The sequence below is a fragment of the Exobacillus caeni genome (assembly GCF_005747095.1).
Taxonomy (GTDB): domain Bacteria; phylum Bacillota; class Bacilli; order Bacillales; family Guptibacillaceae; genus Exobacillus; species Exobacillus caeni.
Genome location: NZ_SWLG01000029.1, coordinates 1 through 19,828, shown reverse-complemented (window position 1 = coordinate 19,828; position 19,828 = coordinate 1). Strand labels below are relative to the sequence as shown.

Genomic DNA, 19,828 nt, shown 5'->3' with positions numbered 1-19,828 from the left:
AAAAATATTAAAAATATTTGAAAGGGTTTATGGATGCGAAAAAATACTATCGTTATTAAAATAAACTTCATCACCAAAGAAAGTGATTTAAATACAAGTCTGTTCACAATCTTTGTTGCTATTTAAGCAGAGGAGAGGTTGACTTCCGCTTCAGGTTGCTCGCTTTCCGCGGGCGGTGAGCCGCAATCTACCTCGTTTATGAGAGTAAAAAAAGCCCTCCATATAATAGGAAAGCTTAAAGTTTACATTATTTGATTAAAGCAACTACTTCCATTTCAATCAACGCATCCTTTGGGAGTCTTGCTACCTCAACACAGGACCTTGCTGGTTTATGTGTTGAAAAATACTCTTCATATATATTATTTATCAGAGGAAACTGCTCCATGTCTTTAATAAAGACGGTCGTTTTCACAACGGTTTCTAATGAAGCCTCAGCTTCTTCTAATACCGCTTTTATATTATGGAATACTTGATGGGCCTGTTCTTCAATTCCGCCTTCAACCATATTACCTTCTGGTGTTAAAGGAATTTGGCCGGAACTATAAAAAAGATTGTTAACAATCATACCTTGAGAATAAGGGCCGATAGCAGCAGGTGCTTTATTCGTTTGAATTGCTTTCATTACTCAGTCTCCCCTTTTAATAGTTTGTCTGCTTTGTGTCGATAGTTTCCCGGTTCTACGGTAACTTTCTTTTCTTTCACATCAACCTGCGATAAACTCATCAATGAAACAAACTCTTCAACCAGCCGCTCTTCAATATCTCCCTGCGCTTCTACAAGAACGCCGATTCCAGCAACGGTTGCCTGGAATTCCTCTAATAAACTCACCATACCCTGAATTGTTCCGCCAGCTTTCATAAAATCATCAATGACAAGAACGCGAGAACCTGCTTCAAGGCTTCTTCTAGCCAGCGCCATCGTTTGGATCCGCTTAGAAGACCCGGAGATATAGTTGATGCTGACTGTGGAACCCTCGGTGACCCTGCTGTCGCGACGAACAATAACTACTGGAACGTTTAAGTATGTAGCTACCGCGTAAGCAAGAGGAATCCCTTTTGTTGCCACAGTCATCACGACATCGATCGAGCGGTCAGCAAAAACGGAAGAAAACAGCCGTCCAATTTTATTCATCAGTTCCGGGTTTCCTAATATGTCTGTCATATAAAGATAGCCACCGGGCAAAATCCGTTCCGGCTTTGAAAGCCTTTCGCTTAAATCAGCAATTATTTGTGCAGCTTCTTCTTCATTGGATAAAGGAATATATTTTACTCCACCTGCCGCACCTGGAACCGTTATTAACGACCCCGCTCCCTGTTGCTCAAAACTTTCTTTAATAATACCTAAATCTTCGGAAATAGAAGACTTAGCAGAACCATAACGATCGGAAAAATGAGTTAAAGGCACAAGGCGATGAGGATGCTCCAGTAAGAACCTGGTCATATCAACAAGCCGCGCACTTCTTTTTAGTTTCATAAAAGAACCCCCAAAACCGAATATTTATGGTTAATATAACATTTTTGTACGGTTTTATTCAAGTGTTCTTTCTCCGATAAGCCTTACAGCATAGACCTGGTCACAGAATCCGCGAAGTCCGTTATAAATCCGCTGCATTCTGGATTCGTGAACCGTTAATCCAAATACAGTAGGGCCGCTGCCGCTCATTAGAACTCCGTCAGCTCCAAGGCTGTGCATCTTTTCCTTAATTCTGTTCACTTCAGGGTGCATCGATAAAGTAACACCCTCAAGTACATTTCCCATCTCCCTGCAAATACCCTGGTAGTCCTTATCCTTTAGAGCCTTTATCATGTTATTTACATTAGGATGCTCTACCTTATCCAGGTTAAGCTTTCGGTAAACATCCGCAGTGGAAACACCGATCGAAGGCTTAGCAAGTATGACCCAGCATGGTGGAGGAGAGTCGATTCGCTTAATGACTTCTCCTCTTCCTGTCGCAAGGGCTGTCCCTCCGTAAACGCAAAAGGAGACATCTGACCCGATCTCAGATCCGAGTTGCGCCAGTTTGTCATGAGAAAGCCCAAGGTTCCACAATTGATTCAGTCCTTTTAAAGCAGCCGCGGCATCACTGCTGCCACCGGCAAGTCCTGCTGCAACCGGGATATGCTTGTCAATTTTAATATGGACTCCCTTTTCTATTCCGTAACGTTCTTTTATTAAAAGCGCTGCCTGATATGCCAGGTTTCTGGAATCATCAGGCACAAAACCGCTTGAAGATTCAAGGATAATTTTATTTCCCTTTATATTAGACAGCTCTAATCGGTCTGCCAGGTCAACTGTGGTCATGATCATTTCCACTTCATGATAGCCATCCGGCCTTTTATGTAAGACATCCAGTACTAAATTAATTTTAGCAGGTGCTTTAATGCAAATCTTCACGTTCATTCACCTTCTTGTTATCCATTCCGACTCATTGTACCATAAACACAACTTAAGAATCGAACGCTTATTCATTTCCAGATGAAATTGTTAGTTTTTTCTTCATTATGGACAGAAATAACCCGCGAAAAACTGCAGAAGAAAAATAAGCAATAAAAAACGAAGCCTTTCGGCTCCGTTTTGCTGCCACAGCTTTTATTGCTGTTGATTGCTTAAACGTTCTTGAGCTATTTCAATCGCTCGTTTCACCATATTACCAGCGTCGCGTGCACGAATTCCTCCCCATCCCTCTTTCTGGACGGTATCGTAAAAGCCAAGCTCCTTAGCAACTTCTTCTTTAAAGCGGTCCGACATGATGCCTCTGTTCCTAGCCATCCAATCAAGCCCCTTTCCTCATAGCTGTGACATTCTTAGTCTTTGTGCCAGATAAGGTTTTATGAATGAAATATGTATCCTGTTCAGTTAATCTTTGCTAAAGCGACAACCTGACTGGCATGCCATCAAGTTAGGAGGCAAAGGAGATAATTACGCTAACTCTGTAACCAAACTGTTTGTTGATGTGTAGGATAACGTATTGATCCATATTTATACCCTTATAAAGCAAAAAAGCAGCCGACTTTCGTCTACTGCCCGCTGACTGCAATTTGCTTATCCTCACTAAATGTAAGCTCCACTGTTTCTGTAAGCACATCTGTATAACTGTAAGAAACTCGCTCAAACGCATTACTGTCCTGATCTAATTTTACAATAAAAACAGCTGGATATGTCTCTTCTAGGATGCCAGAGCGTTGGATTGTCTTTCGACGGCCACCATTTGCTTTAAGCGTTAGCCTTTTTCCAACATAAGACTCTAACGTTTGTTTGATCTCAGGAATCGTTTTACCCATATAGAACATCCACCTCACTTAGACAAATTATAACATCTTTTGCATATAGTTGTCAAATAAAACCTTAAATTATAACAACGAAGCAAATTCAATGTCAATGACTTTTTATGCTTTTTTATTCTTTATCAAAATTCTTTTTTTATGTATATAAATTTTCACTATCGACTGAGCAACCGTTCAGAATAAGAGCAACTATTTTTTGAAAAAATCCCCAGGAAAAAGAACCCTAATGGCATTCTGATGAACCATTAGGGCTTCATCCTCATGTCGTGCTATCTTGGTTAAGCTTCATCGGCATTCCGGTACGTAAAATACCTTTTGTTTCTACACCGCCTAATCCATCTTCCCCGGTTAGTGTATTTCTGAGAGCATCCCAGACATTTACATGATCCATAAAAGAAGTCAAGGAAATCTTTGAGACAATAAAAACAGGATCAAGCATGTGAATATTGATTCGCGATGGAGAACTTGCGAAGTTTGCCCCTGCTTTAATGAGGGATTCAAAGTGGGACTGACATGCTCCCGCAAAAATAACAAGATGGTCAAGATTAGGATGTACTCTTCGTACTTCTTTAACAGCACGTACAAAATGCTTTGAGTTTCGATAAGAATGAAGATCCTTCTTTTCCCCTTTGTTCTTCAAGAATGCATCATGACCGGTTATAACCAAAATGTCTGGCCGAACATTATTAATCAGTGTCAATACGTTCTGCGGCATTTCATGCTCCTTCATATGCGCTCCATATACAGGTACACCCAGCCTTTTATACATATCAAGGCATCTGTTTAAATATAACTGGTCACCATCTATATGAAGTACTCGGCCGGGGAGTTCAAAAAAAGCAGTTTGCTTTTTATAATAGTTGGTGGAAGTATATTCTCGTTTGGCTTTAAGCAACTGGTAATCCTGCCTGAACAAACGGTATGAATTATCTTCTTTCTCTCTTTCTTTTTCCCTCCACCGTTTGTGTTCCGTTTGATCGATAATAACAAGGTCATCAAGCGGGGAATCCGCAACCAGCCTCATTTCTTCTCCAACTAGTTCGGCAAATTTCCCATCCGGTGAAAGCTTCGTTACACGAAAGATTAAATCGCACTTATACGAGCGTCGAGCAACTACATCGCCTACTCTGATTTCCATACTATTCCTCCTAGGCCTTGCAACGCTTTTGCTGCATCAACTCTGCCGCGCCTTTTTTAGTGTATGAGGCAGAGAAAAGAATGATGTGCAGCAATCATCAAAAACATATAACAGGATATGCCGAAATTGAGTAAAACGTTCGTTTTTTAACGCCGACGAGCATTCTATTGCCAAAAAGCTTTCCTATACGAAAAAAAGGCATCACTTTTTGTAGTGATGCCTTCTATTATTTATATAGAATCAGTTCGTTGCTCAATCGGGCGAACTCTTCCATTGAAAGTGTTTCCCCTCTTCGCTGTCCTTCGATCCCGGCTTTTTCTAAAGCCTGTTGTACCTGATCCTTCTTCTCTTTTGAAAACAGATTGTTTATTAAGTTGTTCCATAAGGTCTTTCTTCTCTGAGTAAAACTTGCTCGAATTACTTCAAAGAAAAAGTCTTCATTTTCCACCTCTACAGGGGCTTCTTTTCTCATCGTCAAATGAAGCACAGCAGAATCAACATTTGGCTTTGGCATAAATACTGTCTTCGGAACAATCAACGCATTTTTTGCTTCAGCATAATATTGAACTGCTAGAGAAAGCGAACCATAATCTTTTGTTCCTGGAGACGCTGCGATACGATCGGCTACTTCCTTCTGTATCATGACCACTATACCGCGAACCGGCAAGTTTTCTGTCAAAAGCTTCATTAGAATAGGCGTTGTTACATAATAGGGCAAGTTTGCCACTACCATGATATCCTGCCCTTCCTTGAATTCCTCTTTGATCACCTGATTTACATCTGCTTTCAAAACATCCGAGTGGACCACCTTTACATTCGTATAGGGGGAAAGAGTATCCTTTAATATCGGAAGGAGCCGCTGGTCAATTTCAAATGCGACTACCTTTTCTGCTTTTCTAGCCAACTGTTCTGTTAATGCACCGATCCCGGGTCCAATTTCAATGGCTGCTGAATCTTCACCGAGCTCAGCTTGATCTACAATTTTCCGAAGGATGTTTGAATCAATTAAAAAATTCTGCCCTAAACTTTTCTTAAACGAAAATTTATACTTTTCCAGGATCGCTTTTGTTCGAATTGGAGTTGATATGTCCTTATTCATTATTTCTCCTCCTGTAAAACGCGCCGCATTGCCTGCGAAAATTCTTCTTTTGAAACTTGAAACATTTTAAGCCGTTTATACAATTGCTTACCATTCATATACCCTATATTTAAAACCTCACCCAGTAATTCCCGACGCTGCTTTGCTTTGCTTCCTCCAACTAGCCCAGCGGCTATAAGGTCTTCCCACGGAATTATTTCATCAGGATCTTCCATTTCTTCCTTCACTTTTCCGAGAGCTAACCGTATCGCCTCACAAGAAGCATGTTCAATGCCAAGCCCTTTTCCCGATTTTGCAATCCCTTCTTTTTTAGGCAAAAATGCATGTTTACATCCCGGAACTCTCTCGCTAATGATTTTACGTATACGTTCTCCAGGAAAATCGGGATCTGTAAATACGATAACGCCTCTTCGCTTTTGTGCTAATTCAATCTGATTTAAAGTACTTTCACTTATCTCTGATCCGTTTGTTTCCAGGGTATCCGCTTTGACAGCACGCTGTACAGCTATCGTATCGCTTTTCCCTTCAACCACGATAACTTCTTTTATTTTCATTTTATCCTCCAAAAATTGAAACCTTTCAAGCTAACTAATCGTCTAATAATTGAAATCAAAAATACCTTTTTTATTAACATGCTTCTATCTTATAAAATTTAGTAAAAAGAAAAAAGCCTGTTCTAATTTATAAATGTTAGTTTATTCAAGCATGCGTTGGGAAAAATAAAAAACACAGAGCAAGAAAGACAAATTCTCACTCTGCGTTTTCCAGCATATCATATTTTACATGACTAATTAATAATCTTAACTTTGACAGTACGGTTCCCCCAGGCATATGCCTGTGATTTAGAAGAAAAGAATACGTCGATTTTATTTCCGCGAATTGCGCCGCCTGTATCAGCTGCGATCGCATAACCGTATCCTTCTACGTAGACTTTTGTTCCAAGAGGAATCACACCAGGATCTACGGCTATCACTTTTGCATTCGGGTTGGCTTTCAAGTTGAATCCTGTAGCAGTTATCCCAGAACAACCGGAACAATTTGCAGTATAGGCAGTACTTCTTACATAAAACTCTTTGCTGCTTTTAGAAGGAGCTTTACTTCTCGATACTGTCTGTTTTACAACCGGTTTTACAACTTTCGTTCCGACAGCAACAACCTTGTTTTTGCTGTCCTTGACAACCTCTTCCTTGACTAGCTTGCGGGATACTTCTTTGCCGTTTTCCAGGATGACTTCAAAATGCTTTGCTTTACGGCCCTCTTCTCCGGATTCAACAAGCTTCTCTTTACCTTTTAGCAAAGAGCTGTCTTTGCGTGTTACTGTTTGATAGTCGATCGGTTCTTCCACTACATCGGTGACCTTTTCTACTCGAATAACGTTAACCTGTGCTTTGCCGGCAAGTTCAGCGCCTTTTTCAGGTTCAACCCGGTCGAGTTTACCTAATGTAACCTCGTGTTGTTTTAAAAGATCAGCGACGGTAGTCGAAGTGGTCCAGACGTTCTGTTCTTTCCCTCCAATGTTCAATGTCACTTCAAAAGCAGATTCATAGTTTATATCCATACCTTCTTGAATTTTTTCATCAAGAGATGGTGTTATTTCGTCATGCTCTTTAACTGCAAAGTCAAGCTCATTAACGGCTTCTTTGATAGTGTCTTTTGTTGTCCATACCGTTTTGGTTTCCCCATTAACGGTTACATTTATCTTTTTAGCAGGATCCCACTGGATTTCCATTCCCTCTTTAAGCGCCGTATCTTTCGAAGGGGCAACAAGATCGTGTTCACCTATTTTCACACCATTTTCTTCTAGTACTTGCTGTACGGTATCAGCGTGAGACTTCACCTGTTGTTCTTCTCCATCCAGGACTAGTGTTATGGATGACTTTGTTAACTCGTAAATTGTAAAGCTAGAAATCAAACCGAGCACGACCAAACCAAGGATGGTCATGAATAGCTTTTTTCCGTTAAAACCGGATAGCCCTTTCATGTTTGAATGCATTCCCATTGATTCCTCCTTTTTAACGACCGCGTTCTCAGAGATAACTGCTTGCTTGTGCCCACCTGGTCCCTTTCCTCCTTTGCAAAAAAGTAGAATCGTTGTCTATTATTGCAAAGAAAGTTTTTGAAAATAAAGGAAAACTTCTCGACACTGACTATACTAGATCGTGGTGTTTTTTGTAGAATTTCCTGGTTTTATAAAAACTTAGATAACTTTCCGTTTTAACTCGACAATTACTTCTAGCGATTAATGCTGAATAAGCGAAAAGCATTGTCGGATGTTTTTTGGGCTAATTCCTCATAAGAAACACCTTTTAATTCGGCAATTTTTTCTGCAACAAGCTTTACATAAGCTGGTTCATTTCTTTTACCCCGATAAGGATGAGGGGCTAAAAATGGACAATCTGTTTCAACGAGAAGCCTTTCGATCGGAACAGCTTCGGCCACTACCTTTGGTTCTTTGGCGTTCTTAAATGTGACCGGCCCCCCAAGAGAGATATAAAAATTCATATCGATACATTCTCTTGCGATTTCTACATCACCGCTGAAGCAATGCATAATTCCGCCTACATCTTCTGCTTCTTCCTGTTTTAAAATATCAACAACGTCTCTTGTTGCATCACGATTATGAATAATGATTGGTAACTTCACTTTTTTTGCTAAGCGGATTTGTTTGCGAAAAACCTCTTTCTGAATATCATGAGGCGACTTATCCCAGTGATAATCCAGACCCATTTCACCGATCGCAACTACTTTAGGATGAGAAGCTAATTCTTCAATCCAATCCAGGTCTTCATCCTTCATGTCGATCGCATCAACGGGGTGCCATCCAACAGCTGCATAAATAAAGTCATATTCCTCGACAAGCTGCATTGCCCGCTCAATCGTTTCGCGGTCAAACCCGACAACGATCATCGTTTCAACGCCAGCTTCCCTTGCCTTATGTATAACTTCTTCTCGGTCTTCATCAAACTGTATCGCGTTTATGTGTGTATGTGTATCAAAAAGCATTTAACTACTCCTTTGGTAGGTTAGTACTATGACAGTGTAACAAATGAACTATTACAATTCTAATCAATTTCCTTTTCATTTCCTTTACAAATATATTACGTTCGTCAGAAGATGCAGAATTATCCTATAAATTGACAGGGTTTTCCCGGGAGGCAAGCAAGCACATTCCGATTGTTTCCCTAAAAAATGGATATAAAACATAAATGTTACAAAAAAGGGCTGGCTCAAAAGAAATGTGCCAGGCACTCCAACACTTTAGTTAGGTAAACATATGACAATGTTCATCTAACTATAGTGCTAAACGGAGGAAGCCAGGCACCTGGGAGCCAACCCATTTATAGATATTATTTTACTTTTGTACCGTTAGGCAAGCCTTCACCAACTGTTGCGACTGTTAAAGTTCCGTCACTCTCTCCTGCCAGGATCATTCCTTCAGACAATTCTCCACGAAGTTTAACCGGTTTTAGATTCGTAACGCAAATGACTTTTTTACCAACAAGTTCTTCTGGCTTGTAATGTTTTGCTATTCCAGAAACAACCTGGCGTTTTTCATATCCAAGATCCAGTTGAAGCTTAAGTAACTTATCCGCCTTTTTTACTGGCTCAGCTGCTAAAACTTCTGCAACACGCAAATCTACTTTCGTAAAATCATCGATCGTGATTTCTTCCGTTTCTGGTTTTTCCATTACTTTGTCTTCTTCTTCGGATGTAAGGACTCCGCCCATGTCAGCCACTATGTGTGCAACTTCTTCTTCTACATCAAGACGCGGGAAGATCGGATTGTCTTTTTGGACTTTTGTTCCTCCAAATCCTTTTTTAAACCTCAGTGCATCCCAGCTTGTTCTTTCTCCCTGTTCAATTCCGAGCTGTTTCCAGATTTTTAATGGAGCTTTTGTCATAAACGGCTGTAGCATGATCGCAATCTGGCGAAGAGATTCAGCTAAATGGACCATAACAGCTGCAAGTTCTTTGTTTTTGCTTTCATCTTTTGCAAGTACCCACGGCTGTGTTTCATCTATATATTTATTTGTTCTGCTTATCAGCTGCCATATCGTTGACAGAGCAACCGAGAATTCCATGTTATCCATCGACTGTTCTACATTAGCTACTGTTCTTTCAACCAGCTGCTCAAGATCGCTATCGTATTCCGTAACAGGGCCTTCATAAGCAGGTACCTTACCGTCAAAATATTTATCAATCATTGCAACTGTTCGGTTTAACAAGTTCCCAAGGTCGTTGGCAAGGTCATGGTTAATTCTTTCTATAAAGCTTTCTGGCGTAAAAACTCCGTCAGAACCAAACGGAACTTCGCGCAGGAGATAGTAACGCAATGCATCGAGACCATAACGATCAATCAGTGTGACCGGATCCACTACGTTTCCTTTTGATTTTGACATCTTCCCGTCTTTCATTAAAAGCCACCCATGTGCAAATACTTTCTTAGGAAGCGGCAGATCCAATGCCATTAGCATGATAGGCCAGTAAATCGTATGGAAGCGTACAATTTCTTTCCCGACAAGATGCACATTCGCCGGCCAGTACTTCTGGTAGTTTTCATCATGGTCAGTCCCATATCCTAGTGAGGTGATATAATTCGACAACGCATCGATCCAAACATAAATAACATGCTTCGGATCCCCCGGCACTTTAACTCCCCAATCAAAAGAAGTACGAGAAACCGCTAGATCTTCCAGACCCGGTTTAATAAAATTATTGATCATTTCATTCTTTCTTGACTCCGGTTGGATAAATTCCGGGTTTTCTTCATAATACTGAAGCAAGCGGTCAGCATATTTGCTCATCTTAAAAAAGTAGGATTCTTCTTTTACTTTTTCAACAGGGCGTCCGCAGTCAGGGCAGTTTCCTTCCTCTAGCTGAAGCTCGGTAAAGAAAGATTCGCATGGAGTACAGTACCAACCTTCATATTCATCTAGATAAATATCCCCCTGATCCAGCAGCTGTTTAAATATCTTTTGTACAACCTCTGTGTGTCTTGTTTCGGTTGTACGGATAAAGTCATCATATGATATCTCCAGCTTTTCCCAGAGATCCTTGATGCCCGAAACAATTTCATCTACATATTCCTGCGGAGAAACCCCTTCTTCTCCAGCTTTTTTCTGAATTTTTTGGCCATGTTCATCCGTTCCTGTTAAGTAACGGACATCATATCCACGAAGTCTTTTATAACGGGCCATCGCATCACCCGCTACTGTAGTATAAGCATGTCCGATATGAAGCTTTCCACTCGGGTAATAAATCGGCGTCGTTATATAGAAAGTCTTCTCTCCCATAATAATAACCCTCCTCAGTTTTTAAACGAATACATTTATCAGTATGATAAAAGCTCTCGCCTTTACCAGACGAGAACTATGTTCGCTTTATCTTTATTTTACTCTTAACTAATTAAACTTTAAGCTTATTTATCCATTGTAGACATTTTTTAAAAAAATTACACAGGATAACCGTTTTACAAGTGGTTAATTCCTCTATTCTCCCCTCAAAATATACCTAAAATAATGAATAACTGTCAAGATGAACCGTTTTTTTACGTTGACGTACAAAAAGAAGATTTTCATGTCGAATAATTTGAGAAAAATGTCGAATCCAATTTCAGGAAATACTGTGAATTGTTAACCAAACCCCTTGAAACTGTTGATATAAAGGGATTTATTAATACTAGAAAAACATTGACGGTTATGGGAATCACTGGTATTATAAAAGACATATAAGAGAATTTTGTCGAATAATGGCGTTTTATACACTATTATAGCGAATAGGGGAGAAACTAAATGAAATCTACTGGAATTGTTCGTAAAGTTGATGAATTAGGGCGGGTCGTAATTCCAATTGAACTTCGCCGCACATTGGGGATTGCGGAGAAGGATGCATTGGAAATTTATGTTGATGATGACCGTATTGTCTTGAAAAAGTACAAACCTAACATGACATGCCAGGTGACTGGAGAAGTCTCCGACAACAACATCTCTATTGGAGACGGTAAAATCATCCTTAGCAAAGAAGGGGCTTTGCAGGTTCTAACTGAGCTTAAACAACAACTTGATAAGTAATTCGTAAATCTGGACCCCTTGCTTTAACAGCAAGGGGTTTTTTTGCCGGATAAGAATATTTACAGTTTTCTTTATCCATCGATATGATATTCACTGTATACTTCTCTTTTTGGTAATCCTCGTTCTTTAGCAACATTCTTTATCGCTTCTTTACTCGATAGCCCTTCTTTATCCATGTAATAATTAATATGTTCAAGGACGGATAAATCTGCCCACCATACAGTTTCTTCTATTTCACTGGCCTGAGCCCCCTGCAGCACGAAGCAAAATTCCCCACGCAATTCGTTTTCTTCGCTCCACTTAATCGCTTCCTCAACAGATCCCCGTAAAAACTCTTCATAACGTTTCGTTAACTCTCTGCTGATCGAGATCTTCCGATTGCCGTAAACCTCTTTGATCGCTTTTAATGTTTCTTTTAGACGGTGAGGAGCTTCGTAAAAAATAATTGGCGAAGTAATTCCCCTGATCGATTCCAATTCTTGTTTACGTCCCTTTTTCTGCCTCGAGAGAAAGCCGAAGTAATAAAAATGATTAGTCGGAAGCCCTGAAGCGATAAGAGATGTAAGCGCTGCGTTTGGTCCAGGGAGAGGAATGACCGGTATGTCCTGTTCAATACATTCTGTTACAAGCTCGAATCCCGGATCAGATATAGCAGGCATACCTGCATCACTTACAAGCGCAACTGTTTTACCTTCTTTTAAATGAGCGATTAGCTTGTTGCCGCTCTGTTCCTTATTATGTTCATGGTAGCTTGTTAAAGGCGTTTCGATTTCAAAATGGTTTGTAAGTTTCTTCGTCTGCCTCGTATCCTCCGCAGCGATAAGATCTGCTTCTTTTAAGGTTCGGATCGCTCGAAAAGTCATGTCTTCTAAGTTCCCTATGGGAGTTGGAACAAGGAACAGCCTGCCTGAATGCTCATTCTGATAACTCTGTTGCGTCTTCATAAGCGTTATTACCCTCCCTGATCAGTTGTTCTTTTTGTTTTCTTGTTAGTTGTTTAATTCGATATTCTTCTTTTAAGGCTTCCCCTTTGGAACGGAATGCATTTTTGTATACGAGTTCTACCGGTGACCGTCCCCGTGTATATTTTGCTCCTTTGCCTCTTTGATGCAGGCTTAACCGTTTTTCAAGCTGATTAGTATAACCGGTATAATAAGTCCCGTCTGCACATTCGAGCATATATACATAATGGTTATTCGAGTCCATAAAGCTTCTTCATCTCTTTCGTAAACTCATTTTTTTGATTATAGACAAAGAATGGAGGCAATATCCTGAGGTCTGGTTTACCACCTTTAATCGCTTCCACCAGTACCATGTTTGCTTCTGCCCCTTCTTTTGGATAAACCAGCTGCATCCTTTTCGGCTCAAGAAGGTATTTTCTCATCGAGTCCATCAATTCAATCAGGCGGTTTGGCCGGTGAACGATCGCCACTTTCCCGCTGCTTTTTACCAACCTACTTGAGACTCGGATAACATCATCTAATGTACAATAAATTTCATGCCTTGCAATCGTATAATGTTCATTCAAATTTTGCTCGCGCTTTTTTGTTGTTTTAAAATAGGGAGGGTTACACGTTACCACATCATATCTTCCTATATTTTGTAATACTTCCTCCGGCAAATCATTAATATCGCTATGATAAAGCTTTATCTGCTCTTCTTGCTTATTAAAGCTAACACTTCGTTTAGCCATGTCAAAGAGGCGTTCCTGAATTTCTATCCCATCGATTGATGCATTGCTTCTAGTGGAAAGAATCAATGGTATAACCCCGTTTCCTGAACACAGGTCGATCACCCTTCCTTTTTGGATTGGAAGCCACACAAACTGCCCGAGCATCACTGCATCCAATGAAAAAGAAAAAACTTCAGAGCTTTGAATAACTTTCCTTTGTAAAATATGATCTACTCTTTCGTTGTTAAATAACTCCATACCAAACCTCTTTCCAGGCAATCTAAGAAAAAACACCCATCTTAATCCAGGCCGTTTAAAACAGTACAGTATAAAAAAATAGTCTTCCCTATAGGAAAGACTTGAAATTATTTTTTATTTAAGAAAGAGAGACAAAACAAGCAATCGCCTTCTTTCCGAATACTGCCATAGTGCAGATTACAGATGTGAAAGCCTTCTTGATAAAGCCGAGCAAGATTGTCATACCCTTCACCGATTTCCGGCTTTATACGATCCTGAGTTTTATCTCCAGATTGTTTCGGCGGAGCAGAAGACCGATCTAATCGTTGTCTTAAATGATGGTTTTCTACTTCAAGATGATGGTTTTCTTCTAACAACTCCGCAAGCTGTCCTTTTAATTCGCCGAGTTGTTTATATAAATCACCAATTTGTTCTTCCATTGAACTTACTCGCGAAAAGATTTCTTGCTTCTTCACTTACGTTCCACCTCATCAATCTGTGGCTTGTGTTGAGACTGCTCCCTCTTTTATCAATTCATCTAATGTATATTCTACAACACGTTGCAGCTCTTGAAGCTCTACCTGGATTAATCGCTCGAGAATATTTAACCCTACTACCTTACCTTTTCCCTGTCCTGTTTCAATTATTTGCCCGATATCAGGCAATTCCTTTTTCCCTGTTTCGTATGCGTCGTTTTCATACTTTAGACAGCACATCAAACGTCCGCATAGACCTGAAATCTTTGCGGGATTTAAAGAAAGGTTCTGGTCTTTTGCCATTTTAATCGAAACCGGTTCAAAGTCGCCAAGCCACGTAGAGCAACAGAGCATTCTACCGCAGGGACCTATACCTCCAAGCATTTTCGCTTCATCCCTGACACCGATTTGGCGGAGTTCGATCCTTGTTCTGAAGATAGCAGCTAATCCCTTAACAAGCTCGCGGAAATCAACCCTTCCATCGGCAGTAAAGTAAAAGATTACTTTATTTCGGTCGAATGTATATTCTACATCCACCAGTTTCATCTCAAGCTTGTACTCTTCTATTTTTTTCAGGCAAACATCAAAAGCTTCAATCGCAGCCTGTTTATTATCTTCGACCGTTAAGCGGTCTTTTTCATCCGCCAGTCGAATAACTTTTTTTAAAGGCAGTACAACATCATTCTCATCAACCTGTTTTTTACCGATGACAACTTTGCCATACTCAATTCCTCTTGCAGTTTCAACAATCACAAAATCGTTTTCTGGTATATCTATACCGTTTGGATCAAAATAATATATTTTACCCGCTTTTTTAAAGCGGACTCCCACTACCTCATACACAAAAAATTACCCCTCCCGTAATCTGAGCACTAATTTCTCCATCACAAACTGAGGATTCGTATTAGCAGCCAGACGTCTTTTGGCTTCAAGGATCGCCAACATGTTATCACTGATTCGTTTCTTAGTAAGTTGAAGGGCATAACGTTCTAATATATCTCTTTGATCAAGATAAACAATGTTTTGCTCATCCTGTATTTGCGTTAATAATAAATCCTTATACCAAAACAATAAAAGATTAAGGCCAAGGTCAATTTGATCTTTTTCTTTAAAATGTGAAAGCCATTTATCATGTATAGAAATCAAGGCCTGATGTGGCCTATCTTTAAGCTCTTCAGTCAATTGTAACACTATCGAACGAGCTTGTGCAAACCACTCACTCTCCGACAATTCAAGCGCTTCTGTCATATCATTTGTCAATGCCGAAGCCAGCCTTGCAAGGCGGTTCTCGACATTCTGTTCTTTTAATCGTTCCAATAGGTTCATAGAGGACAGAGGTCTAAATGAAAGAACCTGGCAACGGGAATAGATAGTGGACAGAATGTGCTGAACTTGCTCGGTTAACAATACGGCGATCGTCATCTTTCCCGGCTCTTCCAAAAATTTCAGAAGGCTGTTTGCCGCCTGGTTCGTCATTCGATCAGCATGCTCGAGAATATATACTTTTTTCTTTGATTCTAAGCCTAAATAAGAAAATTCCTTTTGAAGCTGACGAATCTGTTGTATTTTAATGGATTGTCCATCCGGCTCTACAAAGAATACATCAGGATGATTACGGGAATCGATCCTCTTGCAATCCTTGCATGTGAGGCAGGGCTCTATTCCATCAGTATGCTGGCAAAAATAAGTTTTAGCCAGCTGGATTGCTGCCTCTTTCTTCCCTGTGCCGGCACCACCTTCAAATAGGTAAGCATGGGAAATCCTGTCTTTTGCAAAGCTGTTTGTAAGCATCTTAACGACATTGGGCTGTTTTTCCCTTAATTCCTTCCAGCTTGCCATATTGAATCACTCACTAACGTTCTGTTATTTTCTAAAAATGGTGGAACTGTTCGATAGGAAGGACAAAAATAGTTGCTCCTCCCACTTCTACCTCAACAGGATACGGAACATAAGAGTCCGCATTTCCTCCCATCGGGGAAACTGGAGCTACCATCTGGTCTCTGCTCTGGCAGTTTTCCTTTATGACACTGAGCAGCTTGTCGACTCGATGGTCCTCTGTTCCAATCATAAAAGTCGTGTTGCCTGCCTTAAGAAAACCACCTGTTGTCGCCAGCTTTGTAGTCCTGAAATTATGATCGACCAATGCATTCATCAATCTGTTGCTATCTTTATCCTGGACAACCGCCATCACAAGTTTCATACCCGTTCGCTCCTTTTTCACTTAATAATGGTAACCGCTGCATTATTATTCTTTGTTAAAAGTATTTATATAAAAGGTCTCAAAATCCTCTTTTATCTCTTCAAAAATCATTTCTGCATTCCGGTTTCCATTGATCAATTGAATTCGGTTTGCGTTTTCTTCAGCTAGTTTAAGGAATGCTTGCCTAACAGTTTGATGATAATCAGCGTGTTTTTGTTCTATTCGATCAAGTCCCTGTCCATTCGTTTGAGTTTCATAGCGGGCAGCCATCCGGTTTCTTCCTTCTTCTACCGGGAGATCGATCAAATAGCTTCGGTCTGCTGCAAGCCCTCCGGTTGCAAATCGGTTTATTTCTTTAACCTGCTCTACAGAAATTCCGAGTCCATATCCCTGATATGCGATGGAAGCATCAACAAACCGGTCGCATAAAACAATTTTCCCTTCGTTCAAAGCAGGCAGGATTTTTTCTTTTACATGCTGAGATCGTGAGGCTGCATATAGAAGTACTTCTGTTTCATTAACCATTTCCTCATTTGCAGGATCAAGGATAAGTGACCGGATTTTATCACTGATTCGTGTACCACCGGGTTCCCTCGTATGAATGTAAGGAATTCCTTTATTTTCCAAATATTCGGCAAGCTTTTTTATTTGTGTTGTTTTTCCAGCCCCATCGGGACCTTCAAAGGTGATAAATAATCCTTTCACTGCCCAGTCTCCTTTATAACATATATTTCTATTTGCTTTCTTCCTTCCCCAACCAGGCCCTGTACCTTCCCACCAGAAGACAGAATATGTTGTAGAGCTTTTAAATGTTGGCCTGTTATACGTTCACCTTCCAGTACAAGCGGTATTCCCGGCGGATAAGGAACAATCGCCTGGCCGGCAATCTTCCCTTTTGCTGCAGAAATCGGTACTACTTGTTTCTCGCATGTCGAAAGCTCCCTGTATGATGCAGCAAGTTCTGTTATTGTCGAACCAGCAGGATAATCTTTATAACGCTCAACTGCTTGATGTGAAGTCTGATTTTGCCGGGTAATTTTTTTAAGTTTTTCAAGAAGTCCTTCCTGCAATGAATTGTCCGTTAATGGTAAAACCAATAATACATTCAACGGATCGGCCATTTCTATATAAATGTTTTCCTTTTCCAGCAATTTTTGCAACTGATATCCTGGCAAATCTTTACACTGAATCGTGATTTTTAACGGATCGATCTTTTTAACCGGGCCTGACGGTTCAATGACCCGAAATCCAGGAATATCCTTTATTTCCTCTCTGAATTGAAAAAGGCTGGATAGTATTTTCTTTACTTTATCTTCTGTTAAAGAGGCAAGGTAATAACGCGCCAGATCGAGTGAAGCCATAATCGGATAGGAAGGGCTGCTTGATTGAAGCATTCTTAAATAGCGCTCTATTCTACTTTTAACTATTAAGTTGCTGTTTACATGCAGATAAGAACCCATCGTCATAGCTGGCAACGTTTTGTGCGCAGATTGTACTACAACATCTGCCCCGACTTCTAATGCAGAAAGAGGAAAGGATGAACTTACCCTAAAATGGGCTCCGTGCGCTTCATCAACCAATACTGGAATATTTCTAGCATGAGCATATTGAACAATATTTTCAAGTTCTACTGTCATGCCATAATAATTTGGGTTTGTTAAAATGATAGCTTTTGCATCGGGAACAACAGACAATGCTTGCTTCACAGTAGAGTCAGCAACACCTGTAGCCACCTTCGCAACCGGATCAATTTCAGGTGACAAGAAATAAGGCTTCACACCAGCAAGTAAAAGTCCGTTGAGGATAGACTTATGGCTGTTTCGCTGAACTAAAACGTGGTCTCCCTCTTTACAGGTTCCAAGTATCATCGCTAAATTTCCTGCAGTTGATCCTCCTACAAGAAAATAGCTGTTTTCAGCACCGTAGTAAGCTGCCGTTAGTTTCTGGGCCTCCCCGATTACTTCGCGGGGGTCATGAAGATCATCAAGTCCATTCAATTCTGTTGCATCTATTTTCAAAATATCTTTAAAGTGCTTGTCTCCTAAATCCGCAAACAAATCGCCGTTTTTGTGGCCTGGAACGTGGAAAGAAATCGGATTCCTTTCACTCCAATTAACCAATGCTTCAAACAACGGGGCGCGCTGTTGGTCCATCTCTATTCTTCCTCTTTAACTAATCTATTTAATATAGTGAAAAATTGCTTTCACGTACCTTTTATTTTACCATTTTCTTTGCTTTTGGAGAAGGGAGATACCATTTGTAATCTTGCACAAACAGTTGGTCTCCGTCATAAATAACGGCAAACAAAAAACAGGACATTCCATCCTGTTACCTAAGAGAGGGTATCTAATTTTAATTGTTTTAGTTTCTTTAAATAATACCGATAATGAATGTCGTTTGTATCTGTGGTAACTAACTTTCTTTCACATTCCTCACAAATAAACTTTGTACAAATGTGTATACCTTTTGGTTGCGTGTGGTCACAAATCATACATAATTCCTCTGTTCGTTCTTCAGCAACTGAATGCAATGTACCCACCTCCATGATACAAGCATTGCCCCATTTTTTGAAAATTATTCATTGTGTCTTTAATTCAACTTATTTTAAGTGTATGCGTTTACTTTTATCCTGTGTCTGTCTCGAAGCATCTTTCTCCACTTTGATTTAACGTGATGGAGATGGGTTCCGTGTCAATACGGCAGATTGGAGTGAGGGCAGGGTTGGGGGAAAAGGGTTCATGAGGGAAAGAGGTCATATGGTTCGCTATTTTGGTATTTTGGAGCAGTTTTAAGAATTATAGGACATCTGTTCCTTTATTTGCTGATTTTACTGTTAAAATGAGAAGAATTGGGGCTAATAGCGGAACAGATGTCCTCAAATATCTTCACAACCCCTCTTTTAGACGAAATAAGGGATCAGATGACCTATAATTTTTTGCCATACAAAAAAAGAACAACTCCCTCAGCTGTTCTTTCCTTCGCCCGGCGACGTCCTACTCTTACAGGGGGAGATCCCCCAATTACCATCGGCGCTCGAGCTTAACTTCCGTGTTCGGCGTCGTGCCGAGATAAGCGGCGGATCTCTTCGTCAGCTTCGCTCGTTCGGTCCTCACAACGATCAGTTGCTCCGGGCCTCTCTCCCTTTGCTTCCTCGACCTCCTTGCTTCTCCCGACCCTCCTATTCGAAGATGCTTTTCTAATTCCTTTAAGGCTTTTTCACGTACAAAAAAAGAACAGCTCCCTCAGCTGTTCTTTCCTTATTGCCCGGCGACGTCCTACTCTTACAGGGGGAGATCCCCCAATTACCATCGGCGCTGAAGAGCTTAACTTCCGTGTTCGGCATGGGAACGGGTGTGGCCTCTTCGCCATCATTACCGGACTATGTATTTATCAGGGTTTGTTCCCTGAAAACTAGATAACGACTGACTGTCCATGTCCAGCTCCAGGAGCCAGATCCTCGGTCGTTTCACCCTTTCATGCGAGATAAAAAGCATCTCTCATGCAAGGCTTCCAACGCCTCTCGGACCTAAACGGCTCCTTCCGCTTTTCGTGTTTGGTTAAGCCCTCGATCGATTAGTATCTGTCAGCTCCATGTGTTGCCACACTTCCACCCCAGACCTATCAACCTCATCATCTTTAAGGGATCTTACC

Annotated in this window: 22 protein-coding genes and 2 rRNA genes; 1 reads left to right on the top strand and 23 read right to left on the bottom strand. The window is 40.6% G+C overall.

Going from position 1 to position 19,828, the window contains the following annotated elements; genetic code table 11:
• Positions 1-247: 247 nt before the first annotated feature.
• The 11 genes from FCL54_RS22280 to metG form a co-directional block, all read right to left on the bottom strand.
• Positions 248-622 (bottom strand): RidA family protein, encoded by a 375-nt coding sequence (locus FCL54_RS22280; RefSeq protein WP_138129486.1) that lies wholly within the window; start codon positions 620-622, stop codon positions 248-250.
• Positions 622-1,473, bottom strand: coding sequence for a pur operon repressor (gene purR / locus FCL54_RS22275; protein ID WP_138129484.1), 852 nt, complete (start codon positions 1,471-1,473; stop codon positions 622-624). Before purR ends, FCL54_RS22280 begins: the two co-directional genes overlap by 1 nt.
• Before the next feature lie 54 nt (positions 1,474-1,527).
• Positions 1,528-2,394, bottom strand: a complete 867-nt coding sequence (gene ispE, locus FCL54_RS22270; RefSeq protein ID WP_138129482.1) for a 4-(cytidine 5'-diphospho)-2-C-methyl-D-erythritol kinase — start codon at positions 2,392-2,394, stop codon at positions 1,528-1,530.
• 195 nt (positions 2,395-2,589) lie between these two features.
• Positions 2,590-2,769, bottom strand: coding sequence for a small, acid-soluble spore protein, alpha/beta type (locus tag FCL54_RS22265; protein WP_138129480.1), 180 nt, complete (start codon positions 2,767-2,769; stop codon positions 2,590-2,592).
• A 248-nt stretch (positions 2,770-3,017) separates the two neighbouring features.
• Entirely contained in the window at positions 3,018-3,281 is a 264-nt protein-coding gene (veg, locus tag FCL54_RS22260; RefSeq protein ID WP_138129478.1) for a biofilm formation stimulator Veg, read from the bottom strand.
• Positions 3,282-3,543: 262 nt separating this feature from the next.
• Entirely contained in the window at positions 3,544-4,422 is an 879-nt protein-coding gene (gene yabG / locus FCL54_RS22255) for a sporulation peptidase YabG (RefSeq protein WP_138129476.1), read from the bottom strand.
• A 226-nt stretch (positions 4,423-4,648) separates the two neighbouring features.
• Complete coding sequence (rsmA, locus tag FCL54_RS22250) at positions 4,649-5,521, bottom strand: 16S rRNA (adenine(1518)-N(6)/adenine(1519)-N(6))-dimethyltransferase RsmA (RefSeq protein WP_138129474.1); 873 nt, start codon at positions 5,519-5,521, stop codon at positions 4,649-4,651.
• The gene (gene rnmV / locus FCL54_RS22245; RefSeq protein ID WP_171016978.1) at positions 5,521-6,075 is read right to left on the bottom strand and encodes a ribonuclease M5; all 555 of its coding nucleotides are present in this window, start codon (positions 6,073-6,075) and stop codon (positions 5,521-5,523) included. Before rnmV ends, rsmA begins: the two co-directional genes overlap by 1 nt.
• Before the next feature lie 233 nt (positions 6,076-6,308).
• Positions 6,309-7,514 carry a resuscitation-promoting factor gene (locus tag FCL54_RS24710; protein ID WP_425467166.1) on the bottom strand — a complete coding sequence of 402 codons (1,206 nt, stop codon included), beginning with the start codon at positions 7,512-7,514 and terminating at the stop codon, positions 6,309-6,311.
• 239 nt (positions 7,515-7,753) lie between these two features.
• Positions 7,754-8,524, bottom strand: a complete 771-nt coding sequence (locus tag FCL54_RS22235) for a TatD family hydrolase (protein WP_138129470.1) — start codon at positions 8,522-8,524, stop codon at positions 7,754-7,756.
• Positions 8,525-8,868: 344 nt separating this feature from the next.
• Complete coding sequence (gene metG, locus FCL54_RS22230; protein WP_138129468.1) at positions 8,869-10,815, bottom strand: methionine--tRNA ligase; 1,947 nt, start codon at positions 10,813-10,815, stop codon at positions 8,869-8,871.
• 498 nt (positions 10,816-11,313) lie between these two features.
• On the opposite strand from metG, the gene FCL54_RS22225 reads away from it, so the two are divergent.
• On the top strand, positions 11,314-11,592 hold the full coding sequence (locus FCL54_RS22225) for a transition state genes transcriptional regulator AbrB (RefSeq protein ID WP_138129466.1): 279 nt from the start codon (positions 11,314-11,316) through the stop codon (positions 11,590-11,592).
• 71 nt (positions 11,593-11,663) lie between these two features.
• On the opposite strand, the gene rsmI is transcribed toward FCL54_RS22225, so the two are convergent.
• From rsmI to FCL54_RS22165, 12 genes are all read right to left on the bottom strand, one after another.
• Positions 11,664-12,536 carry a 16S rRNA (cytidine(1402)-2'-O)-methyltransferase gene (rsmI, locus tag FCL54_RS22220; protein ID WP_138129464.1) on the bottom strand — a complete coding sequence of 291 codons (873 nt, stop codon included), beginning with the start codon at positions 12,534-12,536 and terminating at the stop codon, positions 11,664-11,666.
• Entirely contained in the window at positions 12,508-12,798 is a 291-nt protein-coding gene (locus FCL54_RS22215) for a GIY-YIG nuclease family protein (protein ID WP_138129462.1), read from the bottom strand. The genes rsmI and FCL54_RS22215 overlap by 29 nt, the downstream gene beginning before the upstream one ends.
• On the bottom strand, positions 12,785-13,522 hold the full coding sequence (locus FCL54_RS22210; RefSeq protein ID WP_138129460.1) for a tRNA1(Val) (adenine(37)-N6)-methyltransferase: 738 nt from the start codon (positions 13,520-13,522) through the stop codon (positions 12,785-12,787). The genes FCL54_RS22215 and FCL54_RS22210 overlap by 14 nt, the downstream gene beginning before the upstream one ends.
• A gap of 107 nt (positions 13,523-13,629) precedes the next feature.
• Positions 13,630-13,977, bottom strand: coding sequence for a DNA replication initiation control protein YabA (gene yabA / locus FCL54_RS22205; RefSeq protein ID WP_138129458.1), 348 nt, complete (start codon positions 13,975-13,977; stop codon positions 13,630-13,632).
• A 15-nt stretch (positions 13,978-13,992) separates the two neighbouring features.
• Positions 13,993-14,820: a PSP1 domain-containing protein gene (locus tag FCL54_RS22200; protein WP_138129456.1), complete on the bottom strand. Its 828-nt coding sequence runs from the start codon at positions 14,818-14,820 to the stop codon at positions 13,993-13,995.
• A gap of 6 nt (positions 14,821-14,826) precedes the next feature.
• Positions 14,827-15,816 (bottom strand): DNA polymerase III subunit delta', encoded by a 990-nt coding sequence (gene holB, locus FCL54_RS22195; RefSeq protein WP_138129454.1) that lies wholly within the window; start codon positions 15,814-15,816, stop codon positions 14,827-14,829.
• Positions 15,817-15,847: 31 nt separating this feature from the next.
• A complete protein-coding gene (locus FCL54_RS22190) occupies positions 15,848-16,177 on the bottom strand; it encodes a cyclic-di-AMP receptor (RefSeq protein WP_138129452.1) in 330 nt (109 codons plus the stop codon).
• A 45-nt stretch (positions 16,178-16,222) separates the two neighbouring features.
• On the bottom strand, positions 16,223-16,882 hold the full coding sequence (tmk, locus tag FCL54_RS22185; protein ID WP_138129450.1) for a dTMP kinase: 660 nt from the start codon (positions 16,880-16,882) through the stop codon (positions 16,223-16,225).
• Positions 16,879-18,330 carry an aminotransferase class I/II-fold pyridoxal phosphate-dependent enzyme gene (locus FCL54_RS22180; protein WP_138129448.1) on the bottom strand — a complete coding sequence of 484 codons (1,452 nt, stop codon included), beginning with the start codon at positions 18,328-18,330 and terminating at the stop codon, positions 16,879-16,881. The genes tmk and FCL54_RS22180 overlap by 4 nt, the downstream gene beginning before the upstream one ends.
• 179 nt (positions 18,331-18,509) lie before the next feature.
• Positions 18,510-18,668: a sigma factor G inhibitor Gin gene (locus tag FCL54_RS22175; RefSeq protein WP_246055421.1), complete on the bottom strand. Its 159-nt coding sequence runs from the start codon at positions 18,666-18,668 to the stop codon at positions 18,510-18,512.
• A 771-nt stretch (positions 18,669-19,439) separates the two neighbouring features.
• Positions 19,440-19,556, bottom strand: a 5S ribosomal RNA gene (gene rrf, locus FCL54_RS22170).
• 174 nt (positions 19,557-19,730) lie between these two features.
• Positions 19,731-19,828: ribosomal RNA gene (locus FCL54_RS22165) — 23S ribosomal RNA — on the bottom strand; the annotation flags it as partial.